Source organism: Solirubrobacter soli DSM 22325 (assembly GCF_000423665.1).
GTDB classification, from domain to species: Bacteria; Actinomycetota; Thermoleophilia; order Solirubrobacterales; family Solirubrobacteraceae; genus Solirubrobacter; species Solirubrobacter soli.
Map to the genome: position 1 here is coordinate 120,473 of NZ_AUIK01000025.1, position 15,610 is coordinate 136,082.

The 15,610-nt window shown below is 70.8% G+C and carries 9 protein-coding genes; 2 read left to right on the top strand and 7 right to left on the bottom strand.

Annotated features, from left to right (window positions below; all coding sequences use genetic code 11):
- From G569_RS50055 to G569_RS0120380, 3 genes are read right to left on the bottom strand one after another with little or no spacing between them, the layout of a single operon-like run.
- The gene (locus G569_RS50055; RefSeq protein WP_053226712.1) at nucleotides 1–375 is read right to left on the bottom strand and encodes a P-II family nitrogen regulator; all 375 of its coding nucleotides are present in this window, start codon (nucleotides 373–375) and stop codon (nucleotides 1–3) included.
- On the bottom strand, nucleotides 372–1,847 hold the full coding sequence (locus tag G569_RS0120375) for an ammonium transporter (protein WP_245602520.1): 1,476 nt from the start codon (nucleotides 1,845–1,847) through the stop codon (nucleotides 372–374). Before G569_RS0120375 ends, G569_RS50055 begins: the two co-directional genes overlap by 4 nt.
- Before the next feature lie 52 nt (nucleotides 1,848–1,899).
- On the bottom strand, nucleotides 1,900–4,209 hold the full coding sequence (locus G569_RS0120380) for a SpoIIE family protein phosphatase (RefSeq protein WP_157592178.1): 2,310 nt from the start codon (nucleotides 4,207–4,209) through the stop codon (nucleotides 1,900–1,902).
- Between the two features lie 135 nt (nucleotides 4,210–4,344).
- On the opposite strand from G569_RS0120380, the gene G569_RS50060 reads away from it, so the two are divergent.
- Together G569_RS50060 and G569_RS0120390 are read left to right on the top strand one after the other, a co-directional pair.
- On the top strand, nucleotides 4,345–5,550 hold the full coding sequence (locus tag G569_RS50060; RefSeq protein WP_084285283.1) for a sensor histidine kinase: 1,206 nt from the start codon (nucleotides 4,345–4,347) through the stop codon (nucleotides 5,548–5,550).
- Nucleotides 5,551–5,656: 106 nt separating this feature from the next.
- Entirely contained in the window at nucleotides 5,657–7,816 is a 2,160-nt protein-coding gene (locus G569_RS0120390; RefSeq protein ID WP_028064799.1) for a glutamine synthetase III family protein, read from the top strand.
- Between the two features lie 63 nt (nucleotides 7,817–7,879).
- On the opposite strand, the gene G569_RS62785 is transcribed toward G569_RS0120390, so the two are convergent.
- From G569_RS62785 to G569_RS0120410, 4 genes are all read right to left on the bottom strand, one after another.
- A complete protein-coding gene (locus G569_RS62785) occupies nucleotides 7,880–8,503 on the bottom strand; it encodes a hypothetical protein (protein ID WP_157592179.1) in 624 nt (207 codons plus the stop codon).
- A gap of 75 nt (nucleotides 8,504–8,578) precedes the next feature.
- Nucleotides 8,579–8,902: a hypothetical protein gene (locus tag G569_RS0120400; protein ID WP_157592180.1), complete on the bottom strand. Its 324-nt coding sequence runs from the start codon at nucleotides 8,900–8,902 to the stop codon at nucleotides 8,579–8,581.
- Nucleotides 8,903–8,955: 53 nt separating this feature from the next.
- The gene (locus G569_RS60535) at nucleotides 8,956–14,262 is read right to left on the bottom strand and encodes a ThuA domain-containing protein (RefSeq protein WP_084285285.1); all 5,307 of its coding nucleotides are present in this window, start codon (nucleotides 14,260–14,262) and stop codon (nucleotides 8,956–8,958) included.
- A 64-nt stretch (nucleotides 14,263–14,326) separates the two neighbouring features.
- Nucleotides 14,327–15,598 carry an SGNH hydrolase domain-containing protein gene (locus G569_RS0120410; protein ID WP_028064802.1) on the bottom strand — a complete coding sequence of 424 codons (1,272 nt, stop codon included), beginning with the start codon at nucleotides 15,596–15,598 and terminating at the stop codon, nucleotides 14,327–14,329.
- Between the last annotated feature and the right edge of the window lie 12 nt (nucleotides 15,599–15,610).

A 15,610-nucleotide genomic window follows, 5' to 3' on the forward strand; every position in this document is an offset into this window, starting at 1 on the left:
TTACGAGGCCGCCTGTGCGGCGACCCCTGGGTGGGCCTGCAGGGTCTCCTCGCCGGACTCGCCTGTGCGAATCCGGTAGGCCTCCTCGACCGGCAGGACGAACACCTTGCCGTCGCCGATGGAGCCGGTCCGGGCGTGCTTGAGGATCGCGTCGACGACCGTCTGCACGTCACCGGAGGCGACAACGCACTCGAGCTTGACCTTCGGCCGCAGCCAGTTCGTCAGCTCGGCGCCGCGGTAGCGCTCGGTGATGCCCTTCTGGCGTCCTGACCCCTTGACCTCGGAGATCGACAGGGACGGGAAGCCGAGTTCGAGCAGCTCCATCCGAATCGGCTCGAACGCCTCGTGCCGGATGAATGCCTCGATCTTTTTCATGCGGGAACCTCACGGGTCGTGGCCGCGGGCGCCGCGCCGGACTTGACCGGCATACCCGCCGGCGCATACCCGACGAGCTCCGGAGCCGGGATGAACTGCTCCGGATACCCGTACATGCCGTGCTCGGAAATGTCCAGTCCGGCGTCCTCCTCTTCCGCGGAAACCCGCAGCCCGATCGTCTTCTTGATCAGGTAGAAGGTGAGGAAGGACAGCGCGAACACGAACACGAACGCGGACACGACGCCGACGAACTGGCCCCACAGCTGGTGGAGCGAGCCCGTGTAGAAGAGGCCGCCTTCACCGACGGCGTTCTTCTCGGCCAGGCGCGGCGCGGTGAACAGGCCGCACGAGAGCGTGCCCCAGATGCCGGCCAGGCCGTGCGCCGAAAGGGCGCCCACCGGGTCGTCGATCTTCTTGTCGATCGCGAGGACGCCGTAGACGACGATCACGCCGGCGACGGCGCCGATGATCGGGGCGGCCCACAGCTCCACGTAGCCCGAGGGCGCCGTGATCGCGACGAGGCCGGCGATCGCGCCGTTGCCCGCCATGCCGATGTCGATCCGCTTGGTCTTGACGTACATCACCGCGACGGCGGCGATCACGCCCGCGGCGGCCGCGAGGTTCGTGACCATCGCGATCTCCGGGAAGCGCCCGTCGAGCGCGGTCAGGCCGGAGCCCGGGTTGAAGCCGAACCAGCCGAGCCACAGGATCAGCACGCCGAGACCGAACAGGGGCATGTTGTGGCCGGGGATCGCCCGCGGCTTGCCGTCGGCGCCGTACTTGCCGCGACGCGGCCCGAGCAGCAGCAGCACGGCGAACGCGCCGGTGGCGCCGATCAGGTGGACCACCGTCGAACCGGCGAAGTCCTGCACCGAGAACTGCGTGGCCAGCCAGCCGCCACCGAAGATCCAGTGGGCGCCGATCGGGTAGATGACCGCCGAGAAGACGATCGCGTAGATCACGTAGACGCCGAACTTGACGCGCTCGAGCGTGGTGCCCCAGACGATCGCCAGCGACACTGCGCAGAACACGAACTGGAAGAACCACAGGGTCTCGACCGTGATCGAGCCGTCGCCCAGGTTGATCAGGGCGAAGTCCTTGCTGACGTCGGCGCCGGCCAGGAAGAAGCCGGATGTTCCGATGATCTCGTTGCCGTTGCCGAAAGCAAAAGCGAAGCCGACGGCCCAGAAGCAGATCGCCGCGATCGAGAAGTTGACCAGGATCTTCGCGATCACCGTGCCCGCGTTCTTGCCGCGGGAGAAGCCGATCTCCAGGAAGGCGAAGCCCGCCTGCATGAACATCACGAGGATGCCCGCGACGAGCACCCAGACCGAGTTGATCCCTGTCTCGATCGGCAACTTGCCGTCGGTGTACAGGTTCAACGTCATCCCATCGGCGAGCGCCGCCCCAGGCAGCGCCAGTAGTGCGAGCAGACCGGCCCCCACACCGGCGGCCCAGCGGGTCCTACGCATCGATCCTCCTCTGTCAAACAGCATCCGGTAGGAGAATCGCTTCGGACCTAGCTCACGACATTGTCCCCGTGTCGAAGATTCGATCTGCCCCGTTGTCCGCGCGGTCGAGCGCGGGCTCTCGCACCTGTACGACGAGTACGGCCACGTCGTCGCGGACCGCGCCCGCACCCGCTTCGAGCGCGCTGGCGAGCGCGCCCTGCGCGGTCTGCGCCGCCGTCGCGCGCCGCACTTTCGCGAGCAGTGCAGCGACTTCCTCGGTGGTCATCGTCGATTCCGGGGCGTTGGCCTCGGTCAGGCCGTCCGTGTAGAGCAGGAGCGTGTCGCCCGGGTGGAGGTCGACCGTCGAGTCCGCAATTTGCGGCTCGTCGACGACACCCAGCAGCGTCCCCGCGCAGCCGAGCTCGCGACGGGCGCCATCGGCGTCGACCACGACCGGCGGCGGATGGCCGCCGCACGCCAGCGTCAGGCGGAAGCTGCCGTCCCCGAGCCCGATCAGGCGCGCGAAGATCGCGGTCAGGAACTGCCCCGGCCGGCTCTCGTCCAGCACCGCGCGGTTGAGCGTGTGCAGCACCGCGGCCGGCGACTCGCTCGCGTGCGCGGCGGCGCGCACGGTGTGGCGGGCGAGCGCGGTCAGCGCGGCGGCGTCGACGCCCTTCCCGCAGACGTCGCCGATCGCGATCCCCCATACGCCATCGGCGATCGCGAACGCGTCGTAGAAGTCGCCGCCGACCTCGACCCCCTTCGCCCCGGACTCCAGGCGCCCCGCGAGGTCCAACCCGGGGATCTCCGGAAGCGCGCGCGGGAGGAGCGACTTCTGCAGCGTCTGCGAGACCGCGTGCTCGCGCTCGTACAGCTGCGCGCGAGCGGCCGCGATCGCCGCCTGCGCGGCCAGCGCCGCGAGCAGGTTGCGCTCGTCGGAGTCGAACGCGATCGGCCGCGTGAAGCCGAACGAGAGCACGCCCAGCGTGCGTCCGTAGGCGACCAGCGGCACCGCCGCGTAGGCGCCCGAGCGCGGGTACGGCGCGCCCTCGAGGTTCGGGAAGCGCTCGAGCAGCGCGGCCTCGTCGGGGAGGAAGATCGCCTGCCCGAGCCGGGCCGCCTCGGTGGCGGGCATCGGCTCGCTCAGCGGGAGCGTGCCCCAGCGGTCGCGGGCCTGGCCGCCGAGGTTGCGGTCGGCGGCGATCTCGAGCACGCCGCGCTCGGCGTCGAGCAGCAGCAGGACCGCCGCGTCGGCGTCGAGCGCCTGGGCGGCCTGCTCGACCGCGACCGCCGCGACGTCGGCGACCGTGACCGCGCCCGCCAGCGCCTCGGTCGCCTGCTGCAGCCGCTCGCGCGCGGCCTCGGCGCGACGGCGGGCGGTGACGTCGATCATCGCCTTGCCGACCGCGAGCAGCTCTCCGCGGTCGTCGCGGACGGCGAAGTAGCTGACCTCGAACCGGCGGCCGTGCAGCGCGGTGTCGACCTCCAGGAGCGACTCGCCGCTCGCGATCACCGCGCGCAGCGCGCGCTCGATCTCGTACTGGCCGGTCACCTCGCCCACCGTGCGGCCGAGGTGCTCCTCGGCGGGGACCTGGTTCATCCGCGCGAGCGCCTCGTTGACGCGCACGAACCGCAGGTCGAGGTCCAGGAACGCGATTCCCACCGGGGAGTCGCGGAAGACCGCGTCGAGCTCGGCCAGGTGGCGGTCGGTGGCGCGCTGCAGGTTCTCGGCGGTGACGTTGAACGCGCGTGCCACCTCCGCGGTCTCGGGCGGGCCGGTCTCGGGGAGGCGGGTGCCGAACCGCCCGGCGCCGAGCTCGCGGGCGAAGCCCTGGAGCCGGTTGACGGGCACGACGATCGCCCGTACCGCCGCGAACGCCAGCACCGCGATCAGCACGAGCAGGACCGCGAGCCCGCCCGCGGCGATCCGCTCCGCCCGCGTCCGCAGGTGCTGGCTCTCGGCGCGCAGCGCCATCTGCTGCGCCCGCTTGGCACCGGAGAAGCGCCGCACCGCGTCGCGGAACGGGGTCAGGGTCGAGTCGCTCGGCTGCGCCGCGTAGGCCTCCAGACGGCGGCCGACGGCCTGCGCCTGGGCGCGATCGGCCGCGGTCCTCTGCGTCGCGGTGAGCTTCGCCACAGCCGCCGGCACCGCGGCCCGCGCCCGCGCCGACGCGGCGGGGCCGGCGCTGTTCTCGATCTCGAAGGCGAGCCGCTCGAGCATGGCCGCCTGGTTGACCCCGTCGGTGACCGACCGGCCCTTCGTCGCCAGGCTGCTCTGGTCCGACAGCCCGTTGAGCAGCACCCCGAACGTGATCAGCGAGACGACGGCGATGACGCCGGCGGCCGCGAGCACGCGAAAACGGAGGCCCCAAGGTCGGCGCACGCGGGGGACTGTAGGGGTTCGTTGAGGGATGGTCGGCCCGACCGGGGTGGTGCAGCCGCCAGTGGCTCGGGTCGCACGCGCTCGCGATGCGGCCCTCTGGGCCGTGAGCAGCGTGGGTGGCGCGAGACGCTGCGGATGTGCCGCACCGGGCGTGCCGGTATCCCTCAACGGGCCCCTGGGGTTGCCCGTGCGTGTCACTACTGGAAGGATCGCCAGCGGAGGCCCTCGATACCGCCATCAGCACCATTCCCCGGCGGCGCCGAGGCCGCCCACGCCGAGCGGCTGTTCGCGCTCTCCCAGGACCTGCTGGGCGCGGCCGACGCCAACGGCTACCTGCGCTGGGTCAACGCGGCGTGGGAACGAACGACCGGTTGGACGCCCTCGGAGCTCTACGAACGCCCATACCTGGACTTCATGCACCCCCAGGACCGCGCGAAGGTGCTGGCGTTCGCGCAGCGGCTCGAGCACATGCCGCGCGGGGAGAGCGAGGAGGTCGAGGCGCGGGCGCTGTGCCGGGACGGGACCTTCCGGTGGTTCCGCTGCAGCGCGGTCGTCGCCGACGGCTCGGAGCCGCTGGTCTACCTCTCCGCCAAGGACGTCACCGACCTGCGCGAGGCGGTCGAGCAGCTCGCGGGCGAGCGGACGCGCTCGGTGCGCCGGACGGCCGAGCTGGAACGCTCCAACGCGGAGCTCGAGCGGTTCGCCTCGGTGGTCTCGCACGACCTGCGCCAGTCGTTGACCGCGGTGTCGGGGTTCCTCGCCCTGCTCGAGACGCGCTACGGCGCGGAGCTGCCCGCCGGGGCCGCCGAGCTGCTCGGCCTGACGCGCGAGGGCTCCGACCGGATGCACGCGCTCGTGGAGGACCTGCTCGCGTACGCGCGCGTGGGCCACTCCGGCCGTGGGCCCGAGCGCGTCGACGTGAACGAGCTCGTCCACCGGATCGCCCCGACGGCGGCCTCCGGCGCGTTGCTGGAGATCGGCGAGCTGCCGGTGGTGCTGGCCCGCCCGCGCGAGTTCGAGCAGCTTTTGACGAACCTGATGTCCAACGCCGTCAAGTTCGTCGCGCCGGGGATCAAGCCGCGCGTGCGCGTGACCGCGGTGCCCGAGGGCGCCGGCTGGCGCTTCCAGGTGGCCGACAACGGGATCGGCGTCGCCGCCCCGCACGCCCAGCGGATCTTCGGCATGTTCGCCCGCTCGCCCGCGGGCGAGCAGTATCCGGGCACCGGGATCGGGCTCGCGATCGCCCAGAAGGTGGTCGAGGCCGCGGGCGGGCGGATCTGGGTGGAGCCCCACCGCGGCGGCGGTAGCGTGTTCTGCTTCACGTGGCCGGGCCTCACCTGAGTCGAACCCGAAGCCCGTCTCTTTGGACACGTGGACAAAGAGGCCCGCGGCGCGCCCGCCTAGGGTAAGGCGCGCTGTCTCGATCCTGAGGAGGATTCCGCCCGAAATGCCGACCCGCACCCGCACGCCCAACGTCGCTGCCGCCCAATGGAGCCCCAACGGCGGCGCTCTTGGCCAGGCGGACCTGACCCAGCCCAGCGCCAACCTGTACGGCGAGAACGTCTTCTCGGTCGCCGTCCAGCGTCAGCGGCTGCCGAAGGCGGTGTTCCGTCAGCTCGAAGCCACGATCGCCAAGGGCGAGCCGCTCGAGGCCTCGCTCGCCGACGCCGTCGCGTCGGCCATGCGCGAGTGGGCCATGGAGCGCGGCGCGACGCACTACACGCACTGGTTCCAGCCGCTGACCGGGTCGACCGCTGAGAAGCACGACTCGTTCTACGGCCCGACCGGCGACGGCAACGCGCTGGCCGAGTTCTCCGGCAAGGAGCTCATCCAGGGCGAGCCCGACGCTTCCTCGTTCCCGAGCGGCGGCATCCGTTCGACCTTCGAGGCTCGCGGCTACACCGCGTGGGACCCGTCCTCGCCCGCGTTCATCCTCGAGAACCCGAACGGCGCGCTGCTCTGCATCCCGACCGCGTTCACCTCGTGGACCGGCGAGGCGCTGGACAACAAGATCCCGCTGCTGCGCTCGATGGACGCGCTGTCGAAGTCCGCGATCCGCGCGCTGCGGATCCTCGGCGACGCGACGGCCAACCACGTCTTCACGACGGTCGGCGCCGAGCAGGAGTACTTCCTGATCGACGAGACCTACTACTTCGAGCGCCCCGACCTCGTCACCACGGGCCGCACGCTGTTCGGCGCCAAGCCGCCGAAGGGCCAGGAGCTCGACGACCACTACTTCGGGTCGATCCCGGAGCGCGTCCTGGCGTGCATGCTCGAGACCGAGGTCGAGCTGGCCAAGCTCGGCGTGCCGATCAAGACCCGCCACAACGAGGTCGCCCCGGCGCAGTACGAGGTCGCCCCGATCTTCGAGAACTCGAACATCGGTGCCGACCACCAGCAGCTGACGATGCAGATCATGCAGAACGTCGCCCGCCGCTACGGCCTCGTCTGCCTGCTGCACGAGAAGCCCTTCGCCGGCATCAACGGCTCGGGCAAGCACAACAACTGGTCGATGGGCACCGACACCGGCGTCAACCTGCTCGACCCGGGCGACACCCCGCACGAGAACCTGCTGTTCCTCTTCTTCTGCTCGGCCGTGCTGAAGGCCGTCAACGAGCACCAGGAGCTGCTGCGCGCGTCGGTCGCCAACGCCGGCCAGGACCACCGCCTCGGCGCGAACGAGGCGCCGCCGGCGATCATCTCGATCTTCCTCGGCGCGGAGCTCGAGAAGGCGTTCCTGGCGATCGAGTCCGGGAGCGGGGACGCGGCCACGCCGCAGGCCTACCTCGAGATGGGCGCGTCGGTGCTCCCGCGCCTGCCGCTGCACGGCGGCGACCGCAACCGCACCTCGCCGTTCGCCTTCACCGGCAACAAGTTCGAGTTCCGCGCGCTCGGCTCGTCGATGTCGCTCGGCATGCCGAACACGGTTCTCAACACGATCGCCGCGGGCGCGATCGACGAGCTCGCCGACCAGCTCGAAGCCGCCATCGGCAGCGGCGGCTCGCTCGAGGCGGTCGTCCTGGACGTCGTCAAGGACACCTGGACCGCCAACAAGCGGATCGTGTTCTCGGGCGACGGCTACTCCGAGGATTGGCACAAGGAGGCCGAGACGCGCGGCCTGGCCAACCTGCGCCAGTCGCCGGACGCGCTGCCGTGGCTGATCGAGCCGTCGACGATCGAGGTCTTCGGCAAGTACAACGTGCTCTCCGGGCGTGAGCTGCACGCCCGCTACGAGGTCGCGGTCGAGCAGTACGTCACCACGATCAACATCGAGGCCGAGACCGCGGCGTCGATCGCCCGCACGATGCTCCTCCCCGCCGCGATCCGCTGGCTCGGCACGCTCAAGGAGGTCGGCATCGAGAAGCTCGTCGCCGAGTCCGCCGCCCTCGTCGACGAGTTCGTCGAGGCGATCTTCGCGCTCGAGAAGGCGAACCTCGACGAGAACCACCCCGAGGACGACCACGGCCTCGACGGCGCCAAGTACGTCCAGGGCACGGTCTTCGCCGCCATGAACGACGTCCGCGCGGTCGCCGACAAGCTCGAGCGGATCGTGCCGGACGACCTCTGGCCGCTCCCGAAGTACTCGGAGATGCTCTTCGTCAAGTAGCCTCGGCTGCCGACAAGCAGACGTCGTTCGAAGGCCCCGCTCGCGCGGGGCCTTCGGCGTTCTTCAGTCGACGCTGATGTAGACGCCGTCGTCGGTGGCGTTGCCGTTGGCGTCGGTGATCACGACGCGGCCGCTCTCCGTGCCCTCGCACGCGTTGCCGCCGGCGTCGTCGGGCTCGGTCGTGGTGAATGCACGGGCGCCGGTGCCGTCGGTGTTCAGGTCGACGTTCGCGGTGATCACGTGCGCGCCGCCGCTGACGTAGATGCACAGCTTGCCGGTCGACGGGCGCTTGACGCTGATGTTCTTGGACCGGTTGCCGTCGACGGTCCCGTTCTTGAACACGTGCGCGTACGCGAGCGCCGATCCGGGCGCGCCCGGTGCGCCGGGCGCGCCGTTGGTGCCGTTGGCGCCGGGCGGGCCTTGCAGGCCCTGCGGGCCGCGGAACCCGCGCGGTCCACGTCTGCCGCGCGGCCCCCGGGTCCCGGTCGCCGAGGTCTGCGCCTCGGCCGAGAGGTCGGCCCGCGTCAGCGAGCCGTCGCGGACATCGGCGCCCGTGAGGGAACCGTCCTTGATCTGGGCGCCGGTGATGAGGGTTGCCGCCGCGGCACTCCCGCCGCAGGCGAGAACCACCGCGGCGCAGGCCACGACCATGCTGGGAGACGGCCGTAGCCGGGACGAACGCTGCATCTCCACTCCTCCTGGTGGCTTTCCAGCCGACCGTATTCCAGTCAGGAGCGTCCGGCGACTCGACCTTGGTCGAGGTCAGCCCTCGCGCTTGCGCTGTCGTTCGCGCCGGTCGACGATCGCGTCGTCGTCGGTCGGCGTGTCGGACTTCGCGGTGTGCGATGTCGCGGCGGCCGCGGCGTCGCGGCGCAGAGCGGCGAGGCGAAGGCGGTCCAGGACCGCGTCGTAGCGGTTCGGCGGCGGGACGGTCACCGACACCCGGAACTCGTCCGCGGCGCCGCCGTCGAGCGATTGGGGCACCGCGCGCGCCGTCGGCGGGTTGAGGTCCCGCTTCGGGGCGGAGGCGGCACCGACGCCCTGCACCGTCAGGTTCAAAGAGATGCGGTCCACTGTGATCCGCATCGACGGCCGCTCCGCCCCGCGCGAGCGCGCGGGGCGGAGAACCGATCGTTCGTCTACGGCTGCGTCGTCGACAGCGTGAAGACGACCGTCTTCCCGTACGTGCCGGACTTCAGGCCGTCGGTCTCGGCGATCGACTGCTTGAAGTCGATCGCCGACGTGCTCTTGCCGACCGGGTCGGGGAACGTCAGCAGCGTCACCGGTGAGGTGAGCGGCGCGAACGCCGCCGAGCCGGTCTTGACCTGCAGCGGCTGCGCCAGGGGGCGGGTGCCGTTGACCAGGTAGCCGGTGCTGGTCGTGCTCGGGTCCGCGACCGTCAGGACCGAGTTCAGGCCCGTCGAGGTGACCGTCGCGGTCGTCGACGCGGTGTAGTCCTTCGTCACCGCCGGCATGAACATGCCGAACGACGCCGGAGCGCCGAGCGTCACGCTGAGCACGCCCGGGACCTCGCCGTTGACGGCGCCCGACGTGTCCACGAACGCGCCGGTGACGGTCACCTTCACGCTCTTGGACGTCTCGAGCTTGCCGTCGGACACGGTCACCGTCGCGATGTACTCGCCCGCCACCGTGTAGCGGTACGAGGGGCTCGCGGCGGTCGAGTCGACCGTGCCGTCGCCGTTGAGGTCCCACTTGTAGGTCAGCGGGTCGTTCTCGGCGTCGGTCGCGACCACGGCGAACTGCGACTGCAGCGGTGCCGGGCCGCTCTGCGGCGAAGCCGTCACCGAACTGATCGCCGGGGCGGTGTTCGTCACCGGCAGCTTGAGCTCGAAGCGGTCGAAAGACACCGCCTGGCCGTTGCCGTGATAGGCCGCGAGGCCGACCTTGGCGCTGGCGAGCGTCGCCAGCGAGCGGACCGGGGTGAGGTCCGTCCACGCCGTGCCGTCCAGCGAGTACGCCGCGCGGAGCGAGGTGCCGTCGCTGGTCAGCCGCAGCCAGACGCCGTTGGTGGCGACGCTCGCCGGCAGGGTGCCGGACCGGTAGCCCGTCGGGCTGTTGGCGACACCGTTGATGTCCTGCCCGAACTCGACGACCCAGCCGGTGCCCTCGAGGTCCATCACGACGGCCTTGGCGAAGTTCTTGTCGTCCTTGAACAAGATCAGGCCGCCCTGCTCGTAGGAGCCGCCCTGTGGGACGGTCACCTTGGTGATCGCCTGCCAGGCGCCGCTCGCGGGAGCCGGCTGCAGCAGCACGTTCTTGGCGGTCGAGGTGCCGTTGTACTGGTCACCGTCGAGCGCGTCGATCTGCAGTGCCCCGCCCGTCACGCGGGTCTCGCCCGCGACCGGCCGCAGGATCGTCGTCCAGCGGCAGTCGTTGACGGCGTCGCCGTCGAACTCGTCGGTCGGCCCCGAGAGGTTGAACCACTCGAAGTTCGCCGGCGTGCCCGCGGTGCCGTTGTAGGCCGAGAGGCCGATGGTCGGGCTCGGCATCCGGTCAAGCGGCCGCGGCGTGCCGACCGCGGTCCAGCTCACGCCGTCCTGGGAGAACTGCGCGGTGACGTTCGTGCCGTCGGAGATCATCCGCAGGAACACGGTGCCCGACGCGCTGCTCGGGAAGATCGCCGACCGCTCGACCACCGGCTCAGCGCCGGTGCGCAGGCCCACGAGCTCCACGTTGCGGCCCTCCGCGGTGCGGATGAACGCCGCCTTGAGGAAGTCCTGGTCGGACTGCCGCAGGATCAGCGCCGCCTGCTCGCCCGTGGCGACCTGGTTCATCGTGACCTTGGTGGTCACGCTCCAGGGGCCTGCGGGGACCGGGCGGGAGATGATGTTCTTGGCCGTCGTGTTGCCGGTCCACATGTCGCCGGCGACCGCGTTGATCGACAGGACGTTGTTGGCGACCTTGTAGTTGGCCGCGTCCTCGCGGACGATCGTCGGCCAGACCGTGCGGTTCAGCGACGTGCCGGGGAACGTGTCCGAGCCCGGGCAGGTGCCGAGGACCTCGACGTTGAACGTGCGGGTCGTCGTGCGGCCGTCGGCGTCCTTGACCGTCAGCGTGGCGGTGTAGATGCCGCGCTGCGTGTAGGTGTAGGTCGCGTTCGCCGTGGTGGCGAGCGGCGCGCCGGCGACGCCGAAGTTCCACGAGTAGGACACGGCGGTCCCCTCGGGATCGGTGGCCGAGGCCGTGAAGTCGACCTTCAGCGGCGCCGCGCCGGAGGCCGTCGACGCGCTCGCGGTCACGAGCGGGGCCGCGTTGCCATTGGCGCCCGGCCCGTTGAACGTGAACTCGTCGAGGTCCATGCCGCCCTGCGCGAAGACCACGTAGAGGTCGTTCGTCCCACCCGGGTCGGTGACCGCGGCCGGGTCCTGCACCTTGTACTGCTCCCAGTCACCGGACGCGACGACCGGGATCGTCGCGACCAGCGGACCGGTCGGCGAGCCCGCGTGGACCTCCAGACGCGAGGCGGACGTGCCGCTCGTGCGCGCGGTGATCGACGTGATGCCGGTGAGGTTGACGTTGTCGAAGCGCACCCAATCGCCGGGATCGCTGTAGCCCATGCGCCCGCCGCCCGCGGCCGCCGCCGCGTTGACCGCGGTGAGGCCCTGCTGGGCGTCGAACAGCTCGGCCTGCTGCGTGCGCCACTCGAGGATCGTCTGCGCGGTGCCCGTCAGCTCGAGACCGGACGTCTTGTCCGTGTAGCTGGCGCCGAGGATGTACCAGGTGTGCTGGGTCTTGTCCTCCCACGCCTGCGGGATCGTGAACTGGCCGCTGCAGCCCGTCATCGACTGGTCGCCGTGCGAGTGGTCGTTGTGGCCGAGCGCCGTGTCGAGCCGGACCCTCGAGCAGTCGATCGTGCCGTCCTCGGGGTCGGTGACGGTGATCGTGTACTTGATCGTGTCGCCGTAGTCGTAGATCGCGCCGTTCGGCGGGAGGTTGATCTTGACCGTGGGCATCGTGTTGCCCGAGACGATGTTGACCGATGCGTGGCCCTCCTTGCCGGACGGGTCCTTGACGGTCAGCGCCGCGGTGTGGCGGCCTTGCGGGAACGTGTAGGTCGGCGCCGGGTCGGTCGAGTCGACCGTGCCGTTGCCGTCGAAGTCCCACGCGTACGTCAGGTCGCCGCCGTCGGGGTCGATCGAGCCCGCCGAGGAGAACTTCACGGTCAGCGGGGCGGGGCCGGAGATCTTGTCCGCCTTGGCCACGGCCACCGGGCTGCGCTGGCCGGAGACGTAGTCGATCCGGTAGACGGCCGAGTTCTCGTCGCCCTGGAAGTAGCCGCCGGAGCCGTAGTCGAGGACGTACAGCGAGCCGTCGGGACCGAACTCGAGGTCGATCAGCTGCTTGAAGCCGAAGTTGCCGAAGTAGGTCTCGACCGACGGGAACGTCACGCCGTCGGTGCCGCCGGTGAACGTCTTGATCCACGCGCGCCCGAACTCGTAGGCGAAGTTCTTGCCGTCGAAGTAGGCCGGGAACTTCGTCTCGGACGGGTTGCCCGCGTCGTAGTGGTAGGTCGGGCCGCCCATCGGCGACTCCGAGCCGCTTCCGAACTCCGGGATGGAGCCGCCGTCATAGGCGATCCACGCGGGGATGGCCGGCGGGAGGTCGACCAGGCCCGTGTTGTTGGGCGAGGTGTTCTTCGGCGCGGCGCAGTTGAACTTCGCGCCGCCCGTGTTGGTGGCGAAGTCCCACTGGTTGTACGCGTCGTTGGAGCCCGTGCAGTACGGCCACCCATAGTTGCCGGGTTGCTTGATCAGGTTGAACTCGACCTGACCGCCGGGGCCGCGGTTCGGGTTGGCGGCGCCGGCGTCGGGGCCGTACTCGCCGAGGTAGACCCAGCCGGTGGCCTTGTCGACGGCGAACCGGAACGGGTTGCGGAAGCCCATCGCGTAGATCTCGGGCTTGGTGCCCATCGTGCCGGGCGCGAACATGTTCCCGGCCGGGATCGTGTACGTGCCGTCGGGCCCGACCTTGATCCGCAGCAGCTTGCCGCGCAGGTCGTTGGTGTTGGCCGCGGTGCGCTGCGCGTCGTACACCGGGTTGCGGCCGGCGCGCGTGTCGATCGGCGCGTAGCCGTCGGAGGAGAACGGGTTGGAGTCGTCGCCCGTGACCAGGTAGAGGTTGCCCTGGGCGTCGAAGTCGATGTCGCCGCCGACGTGGCAGCAGGAGCCGCGGTCGGTCGGGACCTGGAGGATCTGCTGCTCGCTCGTCAGGTCGAGCTTGCCGTCGGCGCCGAGCTTGAAGCGGCTGAGGACGTTGTAGCCCTTGTAGGGCGCGAACGCGGCGGCGTTGCCGTCGGTGGGCGCGTCGGTGAGCGGGGTGCTCAGCCGCGGCGCGTAGAAGAGGTAGACCCACTTGTTGGTCGCGAAGTCGGGGTCGACCGCGACGCCCTGCAGGCCGTCCTCGTCGTGCGAGTAGACGTTCAACTGCGCGGCGAGCGAGGTGGTCGCGTTCGGCGTCGTCAGCCACAGGCGGCCGTCGCGCGAGGTGTGCAGGACGCGGCGGTCCGGCAGCACGGCCAGCGAGATCGGCTCGCCGGTCTTGTCGACGCCCTTGGCCAGCGTCGCCAGCTCGAAGTCGTTCGTGGTGGGCGGGGCGGAGCGCATCGGGCCGCAGTCGGCCGGCACCGCGCCCGCGGCGGTCTTCAGGCCGCCGAGCAGGCTCTTGAGGAAGTCGGGCTCGGAGAAGCTCGCCTGCGTGTGGCCGAGCGCCGTGTACCAGACGCGGCCGCCGTCGAAGTTCGAGCACCAGATGACCGGGTGGTCGTCGGCGTCGGCGGAGTCGTCGACCTCGTCGTAGGTGGACTCGTCGACGGTGGCGAGGACGTGGACGCCGCTCGTGCGCGGCGAGTAGTCCGGGATGCCGGGCTGGTTGCCGCCGACCACGGGGTTGGTCGGCTTCTGGAAGTTGTACCACTCGTCAGCGCGCGTCCAGGAGGCCGGGATGCCGGTCGTGGAGGGCTCGTCGCCGTCCTCGATCTTGACCGTCGCCGTGGGGGTCCCGGAGGGGTGGTTGCGGAAGTAGGCGCCGAGCATCTGGCCGTACCAGGGCCACGTGTACTCGGTGTCGGACGCCGCGTGGATGCCGGCGAAGCCGCCGCCCGCCTTCATATAGCGCTCGAACGCGCCCTGCTGCGTGTCGTTGAGGACGTCACCGGTCGTCGACAGGAACACGACGACGTCGTACTGCGCGAGGTTCGCGTCCGTGAACTTCGTCGCGTCCTCGGTGGCGTCGACGGCGAACCCGTTCTGCGAGCCGAGCGTCTGGATCGCCGCGATGCCCTGCGGGATCGAGTCATGACGGAACCCGGCCGTCTTCGAGAAGACGAGCACCTTCTCCAGCGCCGCCGCGTGCGCCGGACCGGCACCGGCGAAGCACAGCGCCAGCACAGCAAGCAGCCCGAGGACCGCTCTCCTCCTGAAACCCATTCGCTCCCTCTTCTGTCGTCCGTGACAGCACTTTTGCCGCCAGCGACGACAGAATGGCAAACGTTTACAGTGAGCGCAACAGGAAAGGACCCAGGGTTTGTGCAAAAGCCCGGGTGAGGTGCGAGCCGTCCTTGCGCACGAGCACGCCGCCGATCACCGACGGGCACTTCGTCGCGTCGCACATGAACCTCGTGAAGTCGAGGACCTTGACGCGGCCGCCGGCGGCCTTGCGTTGGGGGTCAGGCAGGAGCTTGGTCGCCCGCGGCAAGGCGCAGGAGGTGCCGATCGTCTGCTTGGCGCGCAGGCGGCGGCTGACGCAGCCGTTCTCCGGGCCGAGCGTCTCCGGGGTCGCGCGCAGGACGTAGATGCGGCGGATGTTCTTGGGCAGCGACCGCAGCGCCTCGCGGGCGCCCTCGCCGGGGTCGCGGGTGAAGTCGGCGCTCGCGCGGGCGGCGACGAAGACCGTGTGGATCTCCTTGTGGTCGGCCAGGAAGCGGCGGATCTGGCCCTGCCAGCGGCGGCACTCGTCGCTGTCCTTCTTTGTGCGCAGCTTCGCGCCCGCGCTGTTGTAGGGGCAGCCGGAACGGGAGAGCGAGATCCCGCGCCAGCGCTTGGACTGGGCCGCGACCTCGATCGCGGCGCGCCAGTGCTCCGCGTGGCTGTCGCCGAGCAGCGCGACGGTCGCTCTTGCCCGATCCGCCGCAACGCCGAAGTAGCACGGGTAGACGAGCCCGGTGTGGCCGTAGGGCGCGCACGGCGCGTTGGGCGTCAGCAGCGCTTCAGACGGCGTCGGGGTGACGACCTTCGCCAGCGCGGGGTTGCTGCAGGGGTGAGCGGGGTCGCGGGCGGCGGCGCCGAAGCAGTCGGGGACGTTGAGCAGGCGGGCGCGGGCGGCGCCGCCGTCGACCTGGTCGATGCCGCCGTCCCAGGTCGAGATCACCGACCAGTCGAAGGGCCCGAACGGCAGCTGTGCGTCGGTCGGCGTGAAGCGGGCGGTGAGCGTCGTCTCCTCGAGCGTCTCGGTCGAGGCGATGCGTGTCGCCGTCCCGGGCGGGTCGAGCGGGACGCGGCGCAGGATCGTCGCGCCGGTCGTCGTCGCGGCGACGCACAGCGCGACCTTCGTCGTCCCGTACGTGAGCGTGAGACAGAGCGCGCGCGGGCCGCGGTGATCGAGCTGCTTGGGCTTGAACGCGCCGCGGGTGGTGACCGTGAGCACCAGCTCGGTCCCGTCCTGCCCCAGCGACGCGGACGCAAGGTCCAGCGGCCCTGCCTGGGCGTTGACCGGCGACTCGTGCACGACCGGCGGCGGGTTCCATGGCGGCGGGGCCTCGAACACGAGCCCGGCAGG